General features: G+C 39.4%; 14 protein-coding genes and 1 tRNA gene. All 15 read right to left on the bottom strand.

Annotation, left to right across the window (positions count from 1 at the left end; translation table 11 throughout):
• Positions 1 to 4: 4 nt before the first annotated feature.
• A complete protein-coding gene (locus Epro_RS00620) occupies positions 5 to 1,453 on the bottom strand; it encodes a tRNA nucleotidyltransferase/poly(A) polymerase-related protein (protein ID WP_052569638.1) in 1,449 nt (482 codons plus the stop codon).
• 10 nt (positions 1,454 to 1,463) lie between these two features.
• Positions 1,464 to 2,213 (bottom strand): ABC transporter ATP-binding protein, encoded by a 750-nt coding sequence (locus tag Epro_RS00615; protein ID WP_052569636.1) that lies wholly within the window; start codon positions 2,211 to 2,213, stop codon positions 1,464 to 1,466.
• 9 nt (positions 2,214 to 2,222) lie between these two features.
• Entirely contained in the window at positions 2,223 to 2,999 is a 777-nt protein-coding gene (locus Epro_RS00610; RefSeq protein ID WP_052569635.1) for an ABC transporter ATP-binding protein, read from the bottom strand.
• Positions 2,996 to 3,814, bottom strand: a complete 819-nt coding sequence (locus Epro_RS00605; protein WP_052569633.1) for an ABC transporter permease — start codon at positions 3,812 to 3,814, stop codon at positions 2,996 to 2,998. Before Epro_RS00605 ends, Epro_RS00610 begins: the two co-directional genes overlap by 4 nt.
• Positions 3,811 to 4,782, bottom strand: a complete 972-nt coding sequence (locus tag Epro_RS00600; RefSeq protein ID WP_052569631.1) for an ABC transporter permease — start codon at positions 4,780 to 4,782, stop codon at positions 3,811 to 3,813. The genes Epro_RS00605 and Epro_RS00600 overlap by 4 nt, the downstream gene beginning before the upstream one ends.
• Before the next feature lie 2 nt (positions 4,783 to 4,784).
• Positions 4,785 to 6,395, bottom strand: coding sequence for a peptide-binding protein (locus Epro_RS00595; RefSeq protein ID WP_052569628.1), 1,611 nt, complete (start codon positions 6,393 to 6,395; stop codon positions 4,785 to 4,787).
• Positions 6,396 to 6,429: 34 nt separating this feature from the next.
• A complete protein-coding gene (locus Epro_RS00590; protein ID WP_052569627.1) occupies positions 6,430 to 7,713 on the bottom strand; it encodes a M16 family metallopeptidase in 1,284 nt (427 codons plus the stop codon).
• On the bottom strand, positions 7,710 to 9,005 hold the full coding sequence (locus tag Epro_RS00585; protein WP_052569624.1) for a M16 family metallopeptidase: 1,296 nt from the start codon (positions 9,003 to 9,005) through the stop codon (positions 7,710 to 7,712). The genes Epro_RS00590 and Epro_RS00585 overlap by 4 nt, the downstream gene beginning before the upstream one ends.
• Positions 8,995 to 9,348 carry a hypothetical protein gene (locus tag Epro_RS00580; protein ID WP_052569622.1) on the bottom strand — a complete coding sequence of 118 codons (354 nt, stop codon included), beginning with the start codon at positions 9,346 to 9,348 and terminating at the stop codon, positions 8,995 to 8,997. The genes Epro_RS00585 and Epro_RS00580 overlap by 11 nt, the downstream gene beginning before the upstream one ends.
• A gap of 2 nt (positions 9,349 to 9,350) precedes the next feature.
• Positions 9,351 to 10,235 (bottom strand): radical SAM protein, encoded by an 885-nt coding sequence (locus Epro_RS00575; protein ID WP_052571533.1) that lies wholly within the window; start codon positions 10,233 to 10,235, stop codon positions 9,351 to 9,353.
• Between the two features lie 10 nt (positions 10,236 to 10,245).
• Positions 10,246 to 10,317, bottom strand: a tRNA-Arg gene (locus Epro_RS00570).
• A 9-nt stretch (positions 10,318 to 10,326) separates the two neighbouring features.
• Complete coding sequence (def, locus tag Epro_RS00565) at positions 10,327 to 10,818, bottom strand: peptide deformylase (RefSeq protein WP_052569621.1); 492 nt, start codon at positions 10,816 to 10,818, stop codon at positions 10,327 to 10,329.
• The gene (locus tag Epro_RS00560) at positions 10,815 to 11,336 is read right to left on the bottom strand and encodes a glycine cleavage system transcriptional repressor (protein WP_052569619.1); all 522 of its coding nucleotides are present in this window, start codon (positions 11,334 to 11,336) and stop codon (positions 10,815 to 10,817) included. The genes def and Epro_RS00560 overlap by 4 nt, the downstream gene beginning before the upstream one ends.
• A gap of 114 nt (positions 11,337 to 11,450) precedes the next feature.
• The gene (gene alaS / locus Epro_RS00555; protein WP_052569617.1) at positions 11,451 to 14,081 is read right to left on the bottom strand and encodes an alanine--tRNA ligase; all 2,631 of its coding nucleotides are present in this window, start codon (positions 14,079 to 14,081) and stop codon (positions 11,451 to 11,453) included.
• Between the two features lie 106 nt (positions 14,082 to 14,187).
• On the bottom strand, positions 14,188 to 19,788 hold the full coding sequence (locus Epro_RS00550) for an autotransporter outer membrane beta-barrel domain-containing protein (protein ID WP_052569615.1): 5,601 nt from the start codon (positions 19,786 to 19,788) through the stop codon (positions 14,188 to 14,190).
• Positions 19,789 to 20,013 lie beyond the last annotated feature (225 nt).

Here is a 20,013-nt window from a genome sequence, read left to right as displayed (position 1 = left end):
AATGTCAAAGTTTATATTTTTTCTTAATTTGTGTCAATTTTGAGTCAAGAAACTTAAGAGCGGCGGCAGTATCCGCAAGTTTTCCTTCATATTGCTTTTCAAGAACAAGATTGACAAGGTCGCCAATCCACGGACCGGGTTTTAATGCAAATTTTTTCATAACGATGTGTCCGTCTATAATTTTTGAAAGAGGTTTTTTGTTTTTAAGTTCGTAAAACTCTTTAAGAAGTTTTCTGACGGAATCTTCCTGAAATTTAAGTTCTTTTTTTGAATGAATTTTAAGTTTCTTATACGAGTGCCAGTCAGCCATAGACAAAATAAGCAAATCGGGCGTGTTGTCTTCAATATCTCTGAAAAACTTTAAGGAGGCTTTTTTTGTAACTATATTATTTTTTGTAAGAGTTGAAGGCCTCATATGTTTGGACACAAGAAAAGACGCGGCGGAAATTTCTTTTTTCCCCATTTTCAAAGATTTCATTACATCGGATATTTTTTTAGCGCCAAGATCTTCATGACCGAAAAACCTCATTTTTGCGCCTTCTTTTTTTGCAGTTTCCGGTTTTGCGCTGTCATGAAATAAAGCGGCAAACTTTAAAAGGTTAGCTCGCGTAATATTTTCAGAATACTCTCCGGTTTTAAAAAAATGTTCTTTAAGTTCTGCGGCATTTTCCGGAAAATACTTGCGCAGATTATTTAAAATATTTTCTGCAGCAGACATAGTTTCAAAAGAATGCTCAAAAAGTCCGCCGGGGTGATAGTAGTGTTTTTTTGAAGCTTTCTTCATGTGCGAAATTGCGTCAAAAAGCGCAGGCAACAGCAAGCATTTATCCATAACTTCTAAAATTTCGCGCGAATTGCCGGCGGATAAAATTCTGAAAAACTCATTTTTTATTCTTTCGGGCGCGGAGTTTAAAACAGAGCTTGAATATTTTTTTATTAATGATAAAGTATCTTTTGAAAGCGCAAATTTAAGTTCCGCCGAAAACCTGAAAGCTCTTAACATTCTTAAAGGATCGCTTTTAAAAATATTGTCCGAAACCGCTCTTATGGTTTTTGTTTTTAAATCTTTTAATACTTTATTGTTTACCGTTAAAAGATTTTTTTTATAACTTGCAAAATCTTTCAGTTTAAACGCCGCGGCATTTATCGTAAAATCTCTGTTTTTTAAATCTTCGTTGATAGTTTTGCCGTCAAAAAGAGAGACGTCTATATTTTTTACGGGATAATCTTTAGAAAGCATTATTCTGTAAATTTTATTTTTATCGTCAAGAATCACAAACTTTGCTTTCAGCGACACGGCAAGTTTTTTAGAAAATTTTTGCGCGTTTTTATTTACTGCCAAATCAATATCTTCGTGTTTGCGCTTTAAAAGCAAATCGCGCGCAAAACCGCCTACGCCGTAAACTTCGCAGCCGCCGGATAAACCGTTAATTGTTTTTATTAATTTTTCCATAGTATTTAAATTAAAACTCCGTTGAAGAAAAAAGATTAACTATATATTTATCTTTTTTCTCCGCAAAAACTTTTTTTACGGTATCGTCTTTTATAATTTTGCCTTCATTTATTATTATCATTCTTTTTGCAAATTTTGCGGCGGCGGAAATATCGTGCGTTATTAAAATTATAGACGTGTTTGTGGTTTTAATTATATTTTTAAAAATATCGGTTATCTGGTTTTGCGAATAGATATCCAAAGACGCAAAAGGTTCGTCGGCTATTATAAGTTTAGGCTTTTTTATAAGAACTCTGGCTATGGCTACTCTCTGTCTTTGTCCTCCGGAAAACTGATGAGGATAATTATTTAAAATTTTAGCGTCAAGCCCAACGCTTTTTAAAGTATCGGCCATAATTTTATCGGCATCTGCCGGTTTTTTATTGCCGAAAGCTTCCAGAAGAGAAGATTTAATTTTAAGTTTAGGGTCTAAAGAAGCGTAAGGGTTTTGAAATACCATTTGCACTGTTTCAGACAAACGCGCAACGGGATATTTTTTTAAATCTTCTCCGAGATAACGAACGCTTCCTAAATCAAAAGAGATAATATTTGCCAGAATTTTTCCTAAAGTAGTTTTTCCGCAGCCGGAGCTTCCTATAATTGAAAGACTTTCTCCCTCCTGCAGATTAAAACTTACCTTGTTTAAAGCAAGAAAGCGGCTTTCTTTAAAAAAGCTTTTTTCGGAATATATTTTAGATAATTTTTTTACTTCTAAAAGCATGCGTTCCTTTTAAGAATTAATTAAAAGCTTTGTGTAATTGTTTTTAGGATTTTTAAAAATTCTCGCAGTAGCGCCAGTTTCTATTATTTTGCCGGCGTGCATTACCGCTATTGTGTCCGAATATTTTTTTGCTACCTTCATATTGTGCGTTATTATAATCATAGTAAGCCCTAAACTTTTTTTCAAATCTTTTAACAAATCTAAAATTTGTTTTTGAATAGCCGCGTCAAGCCCTGTTGTCGGCTCGTCGGCAATTAAGATTTCAGGTTCGTTAATTATAGCCATAGCTATTAAAATTCTCTGTTTTTGCCCCCCTGAAAGCATATGGGGATAAGAGTTTAAAATCCTTTCAGCGTCATCAAGCCGAACTTTTTTCAGGACTTCGCTTACTTTTGTTTTTATTTCTTTTTTTGAGGCTTTAGGATTATGCGCCGTCCAAGATTCTTCCATCTGCTTTCTTATTTTTACAACAGGGTTTAAGTAAGACTGCGGATCCTGAAAAATCATAGATATTTTTTTGCCGCGAATTTTTCTTTTATCTTCAAAAGACAATTTCAGAAAATCTTTTTTATCATACGTTATACTTCCGGATTTTATTATTGCTCCGTCTATATCCGACAAACCTATAACGGCTGACGCAACGCTGCTTTTTCCGCTTCCGGAACGCCCCACAACGGCAAACGTTTCCCCTTTTTTAACGTTAAAGGAAATTTTTCTTACGGCTTTAACGGTTCCGCAAGAAATATTATATTCAACGGATAAATTTTTTACCGCAAGAATTATCATGTATTATCCTTAGGATCTAAAACGTCTCTTAAAGTTTCCCCGAGCAAATTAAAAGACAGTACCGTCAAAAGTATTGCAATGCCCGGAAACACAGACAACCACCACGCGACATAAATATAATCTTTACCCTGCATAAGAATTTGCCCCCAAGACGCCGTAGGCGGCTGAACTCCAAGCCCTAAAAACGAAAGCCCCGATTCCGTAAGTATTGCGCTTCCCACGCCTATAGCGCTGTAAACTATTATAGGAGAAATAACGTTTGGCAAAATATGTCTGAAAAAAAGACGAAACTTGCTAACCGCCAGCATCTTTGACGCCAAAACAAATTCCCTTTCACGCACGGACAAAACTTCAGCGCGCACAATTCTTGCAAGACCCGTCCACGAAGTTATTCCTATTACAATCATAACGTTATAAATATTAGGCTCAAAAAAAGCTATTACAAGAAGTATTAAAAAAAACGTCGGAAAGCAAAGCATAATATCTGTAAAACGCATAAGCGCGCTGTCGGCAACTCCCCCGAAATATCCGGCAAACATTCCGACAAGAGAACCTATTATAACGGTTAAAAGAACCGCAAAAAAACCGACGGAAATTGAAATTCTCGCGCCGTAAATTATTCGCGACAGCACGTCTCTTCCCAAGTCGTCGGTTCCAAGAATATGCGCTGCGGACGGCGCAGCAAGCCTTTGAGTTAAATCCTGCGACGAGGGATCATACGGCGTAATTAACGGCGCAAACGCAGCGGCTAAAATTACAACCGTCAAAAAAACAAGTCCTGTGAAAGCCGCTCTATTTTTTAATAATTTTTTCATTTGTAGCGAATCCTCGGATCGGCAACGGAATATAAAACGTCGGCTACGATATTTCCCGCCAGCGTTAAAAACGCTGAAATTACGCCTATACCCATTATAACGGGATAGTCTCTTGCCATAATGGCTTCAAAACCTAAACGCCCCATGCCCGGATAAGAAAAAACCGTTTCTATAATAAAACTTCCGCCGACAAGAGCGGGTATGGACAAGCCAATTATTGTAATTAAAGGAAGCAAAGCGTTTTTTAAAGCGTGCTTGAAAATTATATCTTTACGGCTAAACCCTTTAGCATACGCCGCTTTAATATAATCTTGTTTTAAAACGTCAAGCATTCCGGAACGCACGTATCTTGATAAAACGGCAAACGATGCAAGCGACGAAACAAAGACAGGCAGAATTAAATGTTTGCTTAAATCCCAAACTTTCCCCAAAAGAGAAAGCCGATCAAAATTAAATGAAACTATTCCCGATATAGGCAGCCAGCCAAGCCATAGCCCGAAAACTATCATAAGCATTAACGCTACCCAAAACGCAGGCACGGAAAAACATATAAACATAAACGACGTAAGAACTCTGTCGCCTGCGGTATATTTTTTAACCGCGGAATACACGCCTGCGGGAACAGCCACAATTAACATAAGCAGCATTGATAAAACGTTTAACAATATTGTAGCGGGAAGTCTTTGAATTATTTTTTCAGACGCAGGCTGACCGTCTTTAAACGATTGTCCGAAATCAAAAACTATTACTCTTTTAAACCAGTTCCAGTATTGCTCGTAAACAGGTTTGTCCAAACCGTAAAGTTGATATAAACGCTCTTTGGATTCCGACGTAATTTTTGTATTAAAATCGGTAATTGCATCGGTAGGTTTACCGGGAGTAAAAAACATAACGGCAAAAGTTATAACCGTTATCCCGACAATTATGGGTATTGAATAAAGAAGTCTTTTTAATATGTATTTATACATTTCTATTCCTGAAACGAATATTTTATTTGATTTTTCGGCACCCACCACTTTATGAAGTTGTAGCCTATGCCTATCGGCGCTTCTTTGACTCCGTGAAATCTTTTGTGCAAAGCGGTAAGATTTTCAGGGTAATACAAAAAAACGCACGGAATGTCTTCAGCCATAATTTCCTGTATTCTAAAATATTTCTTTTTTCGCTCGTCTTGGCTAAAAGTTGTTCTGCCTTCTTCAAAAAGTTTATCCGCTTCCGGATTATTATAAGACATAAAATTATATTCTCTCGGCGCCGTTTGCGCGGAATGCCATAAAGCGTATTGGTCCGGATCAAGAGTAAGACTCCAGCCCATAATTACGGCGTCAAAATCTCTTTTTGCTATGTACTGATTTAAAAATGCAGAAAATTCTATTACTCTTATATTTACTTTCAAGCCTATTTTTTTCAGATTTTCCTGAATAATTTGCGCGGAAAGTTCTCTCTGCCTGTTTCCCTGATTTGTAGTTATTGTAAATTCAAAAGATTTGCCTTTATAATCAAGATATCCGTCGCCGTTTACGTCGTCAAAACCAAGCGATTTCAAAATTTCAACGGCTTTTTGAGGGTTGTATTCGGACGGTTTTATTTTATTGTTATAAGCCCAGCTTTGCGGCGGATAAGGGCCTGTGGCTTCTTTTCCCGTTCCAAGAAGAACGCCTTGAATAATATCTTTTTTATTTATCGCGTATTGAACGGCTTGCCTGAATTTTTTATCGTCAAAAGGTTTGCGTTTCATGTTAAAACCAAGGTATGTAAACGCAAAAACCGATTCTCTGTATTTATTGTAATGTTTGAAAAAAGAATCGTATGCGTTCCACTGGTCAGGCGTTAAAGAAACGGAATCTAAAGATTGGCTTCTTAACTCTAAAAACTGCACTGACTGATCAGGAACAACTCTTACTACAAATCCGTTTATGTAAGGTTTTCCCTCGTAATAATCCGGATTTGCTTCCAAAACTATTTTTTGATCCGTTTCCCACGATTTAAATTTATAGGGGCCGGTTCCTATAGGTTTTCTATTTGCCGGCGCGGTGTTTATATCTTGTCCTTTAAAAACATGTTCCGCAATTATATACATTCCCCAGCTTTCAAGGTTGGGGGCGAAAGGTTCGTGATAGACAACTTTAATTGTGTAATCGTCTATGATTTTAAATTCTTTAATCATAGTGAAATTGGAAGAGTATGGGGTTTTTGTATTCGGATCCGTCAAAGTCTTATAAGTAAAAAACACATCGCGGGCGCTAAAGCGTTTTCCGTCGTGCCATTTGACATTTTTTCTTAAATGGAAAGTTATCTCAAGCCCGTCTTGGGACACTTCAAAACTTTGCGCCAAATCTCCGGTTATTTTTAAATCTTTATCGTATTTTATAAGTCCGTTAAAAATTTTCTCCAACACAACTCCGGATGAAGTGTCGGCTGCAAGAACAGGATTTAAATAAGACGCATCGCTTAAATTTGCCATAACATAAACGTCGCCGTAAGAAGGAGTTTCGGAAGAATTTTCCGAAGCGGAGTTTTCAAAATCCTTTGGCGAGCAAGCTAAAAGAAAAAATAAAATTAAAACCGATATTTTTTTCATTACATTATTATGTTAACGGCTGGCGCCTGTAAAATTAATCAATTACAACCGTAAGAGGCTGCCTTTTGAAAATTAAATTTGCGACGGCGTTTATATCTTTTGAACTTACTTTATTAAAATCTTTTATATACTTTTCATCGTACTTATACCCCTGCCCCCAAATTTCGCGAATGCCGTAGTAATAAGTAAGATTGTTAACGGTTTGCCTGTCCAAGGCGTAAATGCCGGCAACATAAGTTTTTGTATCTTTCAATTCCTGCGCGCCTACTTCGTTTTCGCAAAAATCTTTTAATATCTCGTCAATTTTTTGAAGGGTTAAATTGATATTTTTTTTATCAAGACCTATGTATATTGCAAAATAGCTGTCTTCAACTCTTGTAGGATACGCCACGCTTACATTGTAAGCAAGACCGAGTTTCTCTCTAAGCTCAACAAAAAGCCTGCTGGACATTTTACCGCCAAGCACGGCTCCCGCAGCCTTAAGAGACAAAAACTCTTTATCCGACACCGACGGAGCAAGAAAACCTTTATAAATATAAGCCTGATTAAATTTCCCTTTAATCCTGCGGACGGATTTAGAAGGTTTTTCTATTTCAAAAACAGGTTTCTGAAATTTCTCGCCTTTTTCTATATCAGAAAAATATTTTTCCAAATTTTCTTTAACGGTTTTTTTATCAATATTGCCCGCAACAACAATAAAAATATTTGAAGCGTTATAAGAATACTTATGCCATTGCTTTAAATCTTGAGAAGTTATTTTTTTTATTGAAGAAACGCTGCCGGCAACAGGCAAAGAATACGGAAGCCCGCCGTAAAACAATTTTGTAAAATTATCCGTCGCTACGGCGTTAATGCTGTCTTTTCTTGAATTCAGCCCCGCAACGGCGTCTTTTATTTCAAACTCAAGCTCTTTATCGTTAAACGCCGGATTTATAACGACATCAGCCAAAAGTTCGGCGCCTTTATCAAAGTATTCAGCCAATACGTTAAGCCCTATATTTGCGTAGTCATAATCTATGTCGCAATAAATATCAGAGCCTATATTATCCGTATCGTTTGCCAAAACTTCATTAGAACGGTTGAGCGTTGATTTTGTCATAAGCCTTGACGTTAAAGCAGAGACTCCGGAATTTTTACTATTCTCGCAAACTGCTGAAACAGGCGTAAAAACTCTAACCGAAACTACTTTAGGTCCGTTTGTTTTATCAAATATAACTTTTATATCGTTTGTTAATTTAAACGTTTCCATTTCTCCTCCAAACGCTGCGGACACAAACAAAATTTGCAAAAAAATAACAGCCGTCAATATTTTTTTCATTTTGTTTTCTCCGGTATAAGCGCGGTATTTGTAACTGCGTCGGGCAAATAATATTTAGTAAAAAAGTTTTTAACGTCGTCCGAAGTAACGGATTCTATTTTGGAAAGATAAACATCCGGATAATCGGGCTTTCCTATAACCGCCCAGTATCCTCTTTCGTGAGCAATATCCGACGGTTTTTCCTGAGAAAAACTCCAGCCTGTTTTTACCGCAATTTTTGCTCTGTTAAGTTCTTCGTCGGTAACGCCGTCCGCAATAATTTTTTCAATTTGTTTTCTGACTTCCGTTTTTATAGCGTCCATATTTTTTGCGTCAAAGACGCTGTAAATATAAAACACTCCCGTCCCTTTTGAAGAAACAGACGCCGAACCTATAGAATAAACCAGCTGTTTTTCTTCTTTTAAAACCATGTTAAGACGCGAAGATTTTGAGCCGCCCAAAATTATGGAAGCTATATCGCCCGCAAACATATCGTCGGAAGAATCGTCCGGACCTAAAAATGCGTTTACCATATACGAAACTTCAACATCGCTTTTTTTAACGTAATTTTTAGACGGATGAACCGGCTCTATAAGATTAGGTTCCGCAGGCGGCGCCTTTTTTTCAAATTTACCGAAAGTTTGCGCCACAAGTTTTTGCGCCTTTTTAACGTCAAAATTTCCGGCTATTATAACAAGCATTTTCTCGGGAACATAATGCGAAGAATAATACTCATAAATTTCATCGCGGCTTACGTTTGCTATAACTTCGGCTCTTCCTATAACGCTGTTTTTCATAGCGCTTTTTTCGTAAATCATATCGCAAAATTTATCGTAAAGAACGGAAACGGGATTATCTAAATGTATTTTTATTTCTTCAATAACAACCTTGCTTTCTTTGTCTATTTCTTCCTGCGGAAATAACGGGTTTTGCATTGCGTCGGCAAGCATTTTTATTGTTTCGGGCACGCCGTCTTTTTGTATGTTAATGTAATACCTTGTAAAATCTTTAGAAGTCATGGCGTTTATGTATCCGCCGAGATTTTCAGTATTTCTGCTTAAAGCGTCGCCCGGATAATTTTTACTTCCTTTAAACATTAAATGCTCTAAAAAATGCGAAAGCCCCGCCTGAGACGGTTTTTCGTCTATTGCTCCGGCGCGAACAAAAACGTTTACCGAAGCCGCTAAACTTTCCTGATTGTATAAAAAAACAGCCGTAAGCCCGTTATCGTATTTCACTGTTTCCGCTCCTTTTGAAGCGCAGCCGCTGGCAAACAAAAAACAAGCCGCGATAAATAAAATTTTACTTTTCATTTCGTTGACTCCTAAAAGCGATAACCGCATTCCAAATTATGTCCGCTAAAGCGTATGCCCAAATTGCGGCAAGAGCTATGTTAGAATAAAACATCTTGTCGGAATTATCGGCAAGAAGTTTTTTTGAAAATTCCATCATGGATGAAAAATTTAAAACTCCCGTTTCCAGAGGAGTTAAATCTGCAAATGAAACCAAATACGCCGACATTATAAAAACAACCGCTATGGAAAGCAAAATTAAAATAATTGCTTTTTTATATTGTCTTATAACCAAATGCCCAACGCCGGGAACGCCGGGCCCGAAAAACAAAGTAAGAATTACAGCTAAAAAATATCGCCACATTATTAATTCTCCAATTCCTGCATCCAGCCGTTTTCCAAACCGTAAAGCTTTAAATATTCTGCAGCTTTATCGTATTCTTCTTTTGTAAGTCCTCTTGAAAGTTCTTTAAAATTGTAAGATTTATTTGCCGGATGATACTGCGCCATAAGGCTTACATAAGTTTGCGGCGAAAGCCGCAGCGATATAAACTCTAAAGAAGCGCGCGTATTTTCTAAATTTTCCGGCATTACCATATGTCTTATTAAAAGTCCGCTTTTTGCTATGCCGTTTTCGTCAAATTCTAAATTTCCGACTTGTCTTTGCATTTCTTTTAATGCCGCGCGATTTACTTCAACATAATCTTTAACGCCGGAATATTTTAACGCAATTTCGTTATCGGCATATTTTATATCGGGCAGATAAATATCTATAAGTCCTTCCAGAAGCTTTAAAGTTTCAACGCTTTCATAACCGCTGTTGTTTGAAAGAATCGGAATTGTCAAACCTTTCTTTTTTGCCAGATAAACTGCTTTTGCAACATGCGCGCTATAATGAGTAGGCGTTACAAAATTAATATTATGAACGCCTTTATCCTGCAGCAGCAACATTTTATCTACAAGCTCTTCAAGCGAAAATTCATTGCCGTTGCCAAGACTGCTTATCGGATAATTCTGGCAGAAAACGCAAGAAAGCGTGCAGTTTGAAAAAAATATTGTGCCCGAACCGCGGCTGCCGGAAATAGGCGGCTCCTCACCCGTGTGAACGTTTGCGCTTGCTATAAATATTTTATCGGCAGTTTTGCAAAGACCTTTTTGTCCGGCGTTTCTTTTAGCTTTACACTTTTTAGGACAAATAACGCAGGCGTCCTGCATTGAAAACAAAGTTTCTATATTTTTTTCAAAATTCATATTTATCGCAAGCGCCCATCCGGACTTGAACCGGAATCGTCGGTTCCGGAAACCGATGTCCTATCCATTGGACTATGAGCGCATTTTTTATTTATCTTCTAAATACGTCGGTTTTTACCGAAGTAACTCTGTCTAAAAAAACGTATCCGTCAAGATGATCTATTTCGTGCTGAATGCAGACCGCTTCAAAGCCTTCTGTTTTTAAACGCTGTTTTTGCCCGTTGATATCCAAATATTCAACTTCAATTTTCTTTTTTCTTGTTACCGAACCGATAAAATCAGGAACGCTTAAACACCCCTCCCGAGAACTTGATTTTCCCGACGAATAAGCGATAACGGGATTAATCATAACAAGAAGCCCCGAGCTTCTGTGAGGCGTCTGCGCAAGAGAAACATCTACAATGATTATTCTTGATAATGCCGCAACCTGCACGGCTGCAATGCCTACGCAAGATTTATGAAAAAGCATTGTCTCGCGCATATTCTCAACAAGCTCTTTAACTTCTTCCGTTATATTTTCAACCGGAAGAGATTTTTGTTTCAGCAAAGGGTTGGGAATGGTTATAATCGGCAAAACGCTCATATCCGGGAAAGCTCTGCTTTATTTAACGATACCGTTACGCCAAGACTTGCGGCCAAAGCGGAGAGTTCTTTTGAAACTTTCAATTCGGAAAGAGCGTTTGGGAATTGAGCCTCTATAAGCATTATGTAAGTTTTTTTAGACGCCATAGTCTGGACGTCCGTTATGTTAATTTTTTTACCCGCTAAAAATTCGCTTACTTTATAAACTATGCCGGGCTTATCGGCTCCGTAAACCGAAATTACAAACGCGTTTTGTTTTTTTGTTTTTTTATCCGTAACGGAAGAAAGTTTTGAATAGGAAAAAGAAAGTCCGCTAAGTTTTGCCAGTTTTGAAGACAAAGTTTTTTGAGAAAACTTTGCGGGAAGTTTTATAATGAGAATCATTGCAAACTGCCCGTAAAGAATTGTCATTGTGGAATCTTCAATATTACAATTAAGCTCGTATAAAACTTTTGTTATTGCGCCGACAATTCCCGGTTTATCTTTACCGATTGCAGTTAAAGAAACGTATTTAGACATAATATTCCTCTTTTGGATATTAAAAGATAATTTTATTGATATAACCGCCCCTGCTATTTGTTACCTTTTACCTATTATTTTTTACTTGCTCCCTACTCCTTCCTACTTGCTACTTTATTTCAAATACTTTTCAACGTTTTTTATCGCGACGTCTATTTTTGACAAATCTTTTGCTCCGCCTTGGGCAAAGTCCGGTTTTCCGCCGCCGGAGCCGCCTATTTCTGCGGCAAAAGATTTTGCAATTTTGCCGGCATTAAACCCCTTGTCAACGTTGTCAGCCGTTACTGAAACTATAAAAGAGGCTTTATCGGCGCTTTTTGAAACTATTAAAATAACCGCGCTTTTAAGTTTTTCTTTTAGTTTATCCGACATGTCTCTTAAAGATTTCACGTCAACGTCCGCAACGCGGACGGTTAAAAATTTTATTCCGTTAACATCTTTTGCTTCTTTGACGTAATTGTCAATATCCGCAGATATTAAACTGCTTTTAAAAGTATTTAATTCCTGCTCAAGCTTTTTATAATCCGCAAGAATTTTTTGCGTCTTATTTAAAATTTCATCTTTGGAAACAGAGAGAAGTTCTGCGGTTTTTAAAATATTATTTTCTTCGTTTAAAACGTAATTTTCAGCCGCAAAACCGGCAACGGCTTCTATTCTTCTTACGCCCGCCGCCACGGAAGATTCCGAAACTATTTTAAAAAACCCTATGTCGCCGGTGCGCTCTATATGAGTTCCGCCGCAAAGCTCCATGGAGAAATTACAATTTGCGTCGTTATCAACAACTGTAACGGTTCTAACTACTTCGCCGTATTTTTCTCCGAAAAGCGCCATTGCTCCGTGTTTTCTGGCTTTGTTTATATCCATACTTTCTATATTTACGGGCATATTTGCGCGAATTACCGCGTTTATTCTGTTTTCAATTTTTATTAAATCTTCTTTTTTTACCGGCGCAAAATGCGTGAAGTCAAAACGTAAATAATCCGGCGCCACAAGAGAACCGGCCTGCGTTATGTGCTCGCCGAAAGCTTCGCGAAGCGCTTTGTGAAGCAAATGCGTAGCGGTATGATGACGCGCAATTTGTTTTCTGCGCTCTATGTTTATATCGGCATTAACCTTATCGCCGGTTTTTAAAACGCCGTCTAAAACTTTTATTTTATGAACAAATAAATTTCCTATAGGCTTAACTACGTCAATAACTTCAGCTTTAAAATTATCGTTTAAAATAAAGCCTTTATCCGAGCTTTGTCCGCCGGAAAGCGCATAAAAAGGAGTTTTATCAAAAACAACCTCGGCCGTATCGCCGGATGCAATTTCAGAAACTTCTTTTGAATCTTTTATGACGGCCAAAACTTTGGATAACGACGTGTAATGATTATAGCCCGTAAATTCCGTGTCGCCGGTTTTTTTATGAAGTATGGAATAGAAAGTTACGTCTTTCTCGCCGCTTCCGCCCCACGCCGCGCGAGATTTTTCTTGAGCCGCTTTTTGCTGCCGTTTAAAACCTTTCTCGTCCACCGTTAAACCGCTTTCAGCCGCTATTTCTTTTGTTAAATCGTAAGGAAAACCGTAAGTGTCGTAAAGTTTAAAAACATCCTCGCCGCTTAACTGCGAAGCTTTTTTAGCTTGATACGCATTTATAATATTATTTAAAACGTTAGACCCGGATTCAAGCGTTTCCAAAAATTTCTCTTCTTCTATTTTTATTATGGATTTTATGTTTGCAAGTTTGGAAGAGAGCTCCGGATAAGCCGGTTCCATAATTTTAAAAACGGAATCCGACAAATCGGATATAAAAGGTTTATTGTAACCGAAAAGTTTTCCGGCTCTTAAAGCTCTTCTTAAAATTCTTCTCAAAACATAACCGCGCCCTTCATTAGACGGCAAAACTCCGTCGGAAATTAAAAACGTTACGGCGCGCGAGTGGTCTGCAATCATTCTTAATTTTGAAATATTTTTGCCTTCGGCTTTAATTTTTAAAATGTCCGCCGCGTTTTCTATTATAGGCATGAACAAATCTGTTTCAAAAATACTTTTTTTGCCGTTTGCCGCCGCAACTATTCTTTCCAAACCCATTCCGGTATCAATATTTTTTCTGGGCAACGGTTTCAAAGAACCGTCCGGTTGTTTATCAAATTGAGTAAACACCAAATTCCAAATTTCAAGATGTCTGTCGCAGCTGCATGCAGGCCCGCAGTCCGGCTTTCCGCAGCTCATATCTTCGCCGAGATCAATTAAAATTTCAGAACACGGTCCGCAAGGGCCGGTGTCGCCCATATTCCAAAAATTTGTATCTTCGCCCATTTTTATAATTCTGTCGAAAGGAACAAGTTTCTTCCAAATTTCCGCGGCTTCGTCGTCGTCTTTATACACCGTAAAATAAAGTTTATCTTTCGGAAGCGACATATTTTTTGTTAAAAATTCATAAGCCCACGCTATAGCTTCTTTTTTGAAATAATCTCCGAAACTGAAATTGCCGAGCATTTCAAAAAAAGTTAAATGTCTTGAAGTTATGCCTACGTTTTCTATATCCGAAGTTCTAAAACATTTCTGGCAGCTTGCCGCGCGGGTAAAAGTATCGTTGCTTTGTCCTAAAAAGTGCTGTTTAAATTGCACCATTCCGGCGGAAGTAAACAACAAAGTTTTATCGCCAGACGGAATTAACGAATCCGACGGAACTGTTTTGCAGCCTTGTTCTTTAAAAAAATCTAAAAATTCAGCTCTAATTTTTGCAGACGGTTTATTCATTTTTAAAATCCTAAAAATATTTAATAATTGAGCTAATTTTACCAAAAAAAGCGGCGCGTAGCAATTGCCACGCGCCGCTTTTTACTACCTTTGAAACGTCTTGCCGCTATCTTATTGTAATATCAACTTTTCTGTTTTGCGCTTCGCCTTGAGAATCAACGTTTTTCAACTGGCTGTCGCCGTAGCCGATAGTTACTATTTTACCTACCGGAATTCCCGCGCCTATTAACATATCGCGAACGGCTTTTGCGCGCGTTCTTGAAAGTTCCTGCTTATGTTTAAAATCGCCGGTTGAATCGGTATGACCTTCAATTACAACGTAATTATACTGCAACTGTCTTATTTTCTCAGCGGCAGATCTGACAATGTCCGCAGATTTATGATTGATGTCGGACTTGCCGTGATCAAAGTTTATAGTGGCAAAATAGAAATCTCTTGAATAGGTTTTGCCTTGAGAGTTTACGGTTTTTTGAACAGCCGTTATTTTTTCGGTTCCGGATTCTTCTACGCCAACGGCTGCCGCGTTAACATTATTAACATCAGTCTGAATTTTTTTTGCCGGCTGTTGTTTTTCTGCCGCAGCAGTTGAGCCGAAGCCGTAACGTATGCCCAAATTTGCGCCTATAGCATCTACCTTTTGTCCGTTTTCATAAGTTGCTTGCGCGTAAATGTAAGTTCCTTTTGCAAGATTTACGTTTAAACCCAAAGAACCTTCAAAGTTTCCGCCGGACAAGTCAGACTTATAGTCCGCGCCGCCGTAACTGATATCGCCCTTGCCGGCAAATTCGTTGTTATAAGCAACTTCAACATACGGTTCAAAAATAAGTCCGTTTGTTTTAATTTTTGTAAGCCCTAAAAGTAGCGCAAGTTTTCCGTTGAAGTAATCCGCATCGTCGTAAACTATGCTGCCTACGCCGTTTGAAACGTCTGTTTGATTGCCGTTTGCTTTATAATACTGAAGTTCGGCTTTAGGCTCTATTCTTAAGTAAGAATTGTCGGACAGTTTGGAAGTAAACGTTTTGCCTACTTCAACGCTTGCGGCAAAAATATTTCTTTCCGGTTTAAACATAAGCTCCGTGCCGTCTGAAGCGATATTTGTCATATCCAGCTTTGTCCAGAAATTTCTTGCCGTTGCGTCAACAAACCAGCCGTTGCCGGCTACGTAAGACAAATAAGCTCCGGCGCTTGGAGATTCTCCGTTTCCCTTGCTGTAAGAGCCGGTTGCCTGTTTTGTTTTAATACTGTCGGCAAGCATGTAGCCTGCCATAACTCCTAAATATAATTTGTTAAACCCGTCGGAAGATATAAGATAATCATAGCCCGCTTCCGCGCCAAAGAGCGTTAAATCTGTTTTTATTAAATCGTTAACCTGCGCTTGTTTGCCGTACGTTCTTACCCATACGCCTTGAGTATTGTCGCCGTTATTTGCCGCGCGCAAATCTCCCAAACGTTTTTCAAGCGAGTTCATTCCTGTTTTTGCAAGCACAACGTTTATAATAGGCACGTTGGCAATCGTTCTAAACATATCCGTGTAATTTGGCATAACTCCGGAACGAAGGAACCAAGCGTTAGGGTTAGAAATTCCGTCAAGCCCGCCTCTGTAAAGTTTATATTCCCATCCGCCGACATCGTATTTTCCGCCGACAAGCCCGAAAGTTCCGTCGCCGGCTAATATTGCTCCGCCGTCAACAAGCTGTATTCCGTCGGCAAAAGTTTCGTCGCCTGCGCCGCCGGTATTATGGACTCTTATCAAAGCCTTGCCGGCAAACGAATCGTCAATAATAAGCAAATCCGCCGGAGACCCGTCGGAATTGAGAGTAACGCTCATGTCTATTATGCCGTTATTTGCAGACAAATTGGCAACTTTGAAATTTGTAAATTCCGGCGCGAAAGATTGTTTACGCATATCCAACACGCCGCCGTTTATGGTTAAATCTCTAACGGTAGCTTGTCCGGCGTTAATCCATTTTCCGCCGTTAAGAGTTACGTCTTCTATGTCAAAAGAATATCCGTCAAGAGTTCCGCCGGCGTTAATTTTAGTTTTTTCAGTTATAAAACTGCCTTTTTTAATTTGCATGCGTCCGCCTGCGTTAACAGTGGTATCTTCCGCAGTCGCAAATATATTAACCGATTGAACTCCTCCGGCATTTACGGTTGTACGCATTGCTGTGCCTTCTACTTCTACATATTGCACGCCGCCGGAATTGACTGTAGCATTTGCCGCTGTAGCCCCACCGCCTACATACTGATATCCGCCGTTAAGAGTAACGTCTATTGCGCTGGCGGAGTAATTTAAAATTTGAGAACCGCCGGAGTTAACCGTTGTACTTATTCCTATTGTGGCAGAATTTAAAAGCTGAATTCCGTTAACCGTTCCCGAAAAATCAACAATTGCATAGTTTAAATATTGGTATCCGCCGTATGCAATTTTAGTTCCGGTGTAGGTTCCGGCGCTAGCCTCAACAGAACCGCCGGAATTTATCTGAGCGTTTACAACATTTCCCGACCCGCCTATGACAAGCGCTCCGGAATTTACCTGCAAGTCTATTACATTTGCGGAATAATAGCTTAACAAAGAACTTCCGTTAAGAACAGTATCGTAATAATTTCCGCTGCTAACATAAAACCATCCGCCGTTAACTTCGGTGTTTTTCATATTTGCGGAACCCACTGAAACGTATCCGCCGTTAATTTTTGTGTTATACAAATTAGCGGTTCCGCCGGAAATTACTCCGCCGGAATTAACTATTGTATTAGATAAATATGCGCTGTAAAATCCCATTGAGGCATAGGCGTTAATTACCGTATTTATTGCGCTGCCGCTATACATTGAAACATATGCTGATGAAATATATCCGTAATCGCTGTCATATTTGCCTTCAATTAAAGTATCATAAATTTTCCCGCCGGAAGAAACATATAAACTGTTACCTGCGCTAAGCACAAACCCGCTGCCTACTCCGCTTGCATAATACAGTTTGCTGCCAAACTGATTTTCGCCGGAAACATATGTAGAGCTGTCATAACCGACAACTTCAGAAACCATAAAATTTCCGCCGGAGTTAACTTTAATGCCTACAACCGACGCGCCCGAATAGGCGCTGAAATATGCCGAAGAGTTAACGGTAACGTCATAAAGAGAAACTCCGCTACCCGATGCGTACATCCAAATACCCGAGTTAAACGTAAAACCGCTGCCCGTGCCGCCGGAGTAATACAATAAATTGCCATACTGATTTACTCCGGAAATATAAGTTGAACTGTCGCCGCTTGAGAAATAAACGCTGATATTGCCGGCTAACTGGCTTACATTTAAAAGCGAACCGCCGGAAAGAGCAATAGAGCCGCCGCTAAGTATTGTGTTCTCCATAATACCGCCGGAAGAAACTCCTAAAAAGCCGCCGCTATACAATACAAAACCGGACGCATAACCGTCGGAAGCGTAAAACGTTCCGTTGTCATTTGAGCCGGAAACAAACAGAGAATTATATCCGTTGTTAGACACAATGTTTACATTAATATTACCGCCGGAACTTTGAATTATATTAGATGCCGTAACAAGAGAAGTGCCGCCGGAAACATCAAGCCTGCCGCCGGAATTTACTGTTGTATCGGTAATCGTTCCGCCCGTGTTCACGGCTGCAAAGCCGCCGGAGTTAAATATAAAACCTGACGCCGAACTTCCCGACAAATACATTGTTGCGCCGTCTTGATTTGTTCCTGAAATATAATTTGAATTATTGTTGCTCAATGTAAAAATTAAATCCCCGCCGGAAGATTGCGTTACGCCTATTGCCGAACCGTCAGGAGCCACATATAAAAGTCCGCCGCTGTTTATCGTTGCGTTTACGGTAGAACCGTAACGCCCCACATACTGACTTCCGCCGGAATAAAGTATAAAGTTGCTTGCCGTGCCGCCTGAAAGCCAGAAAGCTTGTCCGGAAGCATTCACTCCGGAAACATAATCCGCCAGTCCTGCCTGAACGCTTACATAAATATTCCCGCCGGAATTTTGCACGGTATTTATAGCCGACCCTGACGAGTAAACATACAACCCTCCAAAATTATTAACTGTAGTGCTGTTAGCCGTACCGCCGGATAATACGGTAAGCTGCCCTTGTTTTATATATGAATATACGGAACCGGAGGATACCGAAGTATATACGCCTCCGTAAAGATCAAAATTATACGTCGAACTTCCCGAAAGCCAAAAAACTCCGGAAGCGTTACTTCCTGAAATATAAGTGCCATATCCGTATCTGTCAACTATTGTGCTTATTAAACCTCCTGAGGATTGGTTTACATTATAAGCTCTTGCGCCAGACAAGACAGCAAGCATTCCTCCGCTGTTTATTGTAGTTGAATAGGCGCTTGCGGCGGAACTGACAACTTGCAAGGCTAAATCATTAATTAAAGTATTAGACGCCACAGCATAGTTTGCCAAAGTTTGGCCGGCGCTTTGTCCGCTAATAATTGTATCGAAAGAAGACGCATAACTTGCCACATACTGGCTTGCGCTTGCGTTTATTGTAGTTGACTGCGCAAACGCAAAGCTTGCAAGATAACTATACGCGCCGGCATTAAGAACCGTGCTGTAAACTTGCCCGCCGGAATATACGCTTTGATACGCGCTTACATAACTTTGATAGTAAGCGCTTGAATACATACCGCCTTGCAAAACATTGTCAACCGCCGAAGCATATGCGGACACATTTTGATACCCTCCCGCGTTGAAAACAGTTTTAGAAGCGTATGCGGAAGAGTAAAGAGTTTGGGTTGCAGAAGCGCCGAAATAAGTATCTAACGCGCTTGCATAGTTGGAAACTTGTTGATATCCAAAATTTGTATAATAGTTGCCTGAAGCATAACCGCTGGAATAGATAGACTGCGAAGCGTATTGCCCGTAAAAAGAATTATTGAGCACAGAAGCGTATTGCACAGTTTGCCCTTGTCCGCCGTTCTCTCTTGAATAGAAAAAATAATTTCCCGAAGCAATACCGGAATATACGCTTTGATTGATATAAGAGTTATAAAAACTATTATTATATGCGCTGCCGCCGTCAACGCCTTGAGAACCGTAAACGTCAAACGTGTTGTTGCTTGCTACACCTCCGGAAGAAACATACTGCACGCCGCTTACAAAAGAAGTGTTGTCAGCGCTTGCCGACGAGATATACATAGCGCCGCCATTCTTAAAACTTACGCCCGAAGCGTATCCGCCGGACTGTAAATATAACAGAGCATAGTTCAATGCTATTATGTTAAGCGTCGTGCCGCCGGAAACGTATTGAGTTCCGGTGCTGCCCACATATGTGTTAGAAGCGATTCCACCGGAGTAAACATACTGATTGCCGTAATTTTTAATTAAAATATCAACCGTTACTCCGCCGTTATAAACGTTTTGGGTACCGCTTAATACTGCTTCTCCTGATACAACATCGCCGCTATTTACATTTGAAGTGAAAGCGCCGTGGGCGTAAGGGGCAAAATTTTGGGCGAGCATTGCCGTAAGAGCTACGGTTTGCACAATCTTTTTGCCGCCGTTAAAAAATCTGGTAATAACCGGTCCTCTGCACGCCGAGCTAAACGACGAAGATACATATTCGTCGGACGCCAAATAGGCGGACGATGATACCGGATAGTTTTCTAAAGGCGAAAATTCTTGAGGCTGTTTAGTCCCAAATAATTTCTCTTTTTTTATACTCATTGTGTTGCTCCTTGCGCACGTGGCGCTATGAATTCAACTTATATTTTTTTATGTTACTGTTGCAAACAAACTATAACCGCATGCCATTTATTTTTATATTAATTATTGCCACCCTGAACTTGGGGCAATGCCCCTTGTTTCAGAGGCTGCTTTTTATTTTCAAATTTTTACTGCAACGACAAATCTTGAAACAATTCGCTTTCTGTGCTTCCCTTCTTTTTCGCA

Source organism: Endomicrobium proavitum (genome assembly GCF_001027545.1).
Classification (GTDB): Bacteria; Elusimicrobiota; Endomicrobiia; order Endomicrobiales; family Endomicrobiaceae; genus Endomicrobium; species Endomicrobium proavitum.
This window is presented reverse-complemented; position numbering and strand designations above follow the sequence as displayed.

Excerpts from the sequence above, each read along its gene's own strand:
- Epro_RS00620 (WP_052569638.1), bottom strand. The coding sequence starts at position 1,453 with ATGGAAAAATTAATAAAAACAATTAACGGTTTATCCGGCGGCTGCGAA.
- Epro_RS00615 (WP_052569636.1), bottom strand. The coding sequence starts at position 2,213 with ATGCTTTTAGAAGTAAAAAAATTATCTAAAATATATTCCGAAAAAAGC.
- Epro_RS00610 (WP_052569635.1), bottom strand. The coding sequence starts at position 2,999 with ATGATAATTCTTGCGGTAAAAAATTTATCCGTTGAATATAATATTTCT.
- Epro_RS00605 (WP_052569633.1), bottom strand. The coding sequence starts at position 3,814 with ATGAAAAAATTATTAAAAAATAGAGCGGCTTTCACAGGACTTGTTTTT.
- Epro_RS00600 (WP_052569631.1), bottom strand. The coding sequence starts at position 4,782 with ATGTATAAATACATATTAAAAAGACTTCTTTATTCAATACCCATAATT.
- Epro_RS00595 (WP_052569628.1), bottom strand. The coding sequence starts at position 6,395 with ATGAAAAAAATATCGGTTTTAATTTTATTTTTTCTTTTAGCTTGCTCG.
- Epro_RS00590 (WP_052569627.1), bottom strand. The coding sequence starts at position 7,713 with ATGAAAAAAATATTGACGGCTGTTATTTTTTTGCAAATTTTGTTTGTG.
- Epro_RS00585 (WP_052569624.1), bottom strand. The coding sequence starts at position 9,005 with ATGAAAAGTAAAATTTTATTTATCGCGGCTTGTTTTTTGTTTGCCAGC.
- Epro_RS00580 (WP_052569622.1), bottom strand. The coding sequence starts at position 9,348 with ATGTGGCGATATTTTTTAGCTGTAATTCTTACTTTGTTTTTCGGGCCC.
- Epro_RS00575 (WP_052571533.1), bottom strand. The coding sequence starts at position 10,235 with ATGAATTTTGAAAAAAATATAGAAACTTTGTTTTCAATGCAGGACGCC.
- def (WP_052569621.1), bottom strand. The coding sequence starts at position 10,818 with ATGAGCGTTTTGCCGATTATAACCATTCCCAACCCTTTGCTGAAACAA.
- Epro_RS00560 (WP_052569619.1), bottom strand. The coding sequence starts at position 11,336 with ATGTCTAAATACGTTTCTTTAACTGCAATCGGTAAAGATAAACCGGGA.
- alaS (WP_052569617.1), bottom strand. The coding sequence starts at position 14,081 with ATGAATAAACCGTCTGCAAAAATTAGAGCTGAATTTTTAGATTTTTTT.
- Epro_RS00550 (WP_052569615.1), bottom strand. The coding sequence starts at position 19,788 with ATGAGTATAAAAAAAGAGAAATTATTTGGGACTAAACAGCCTCAAGAA.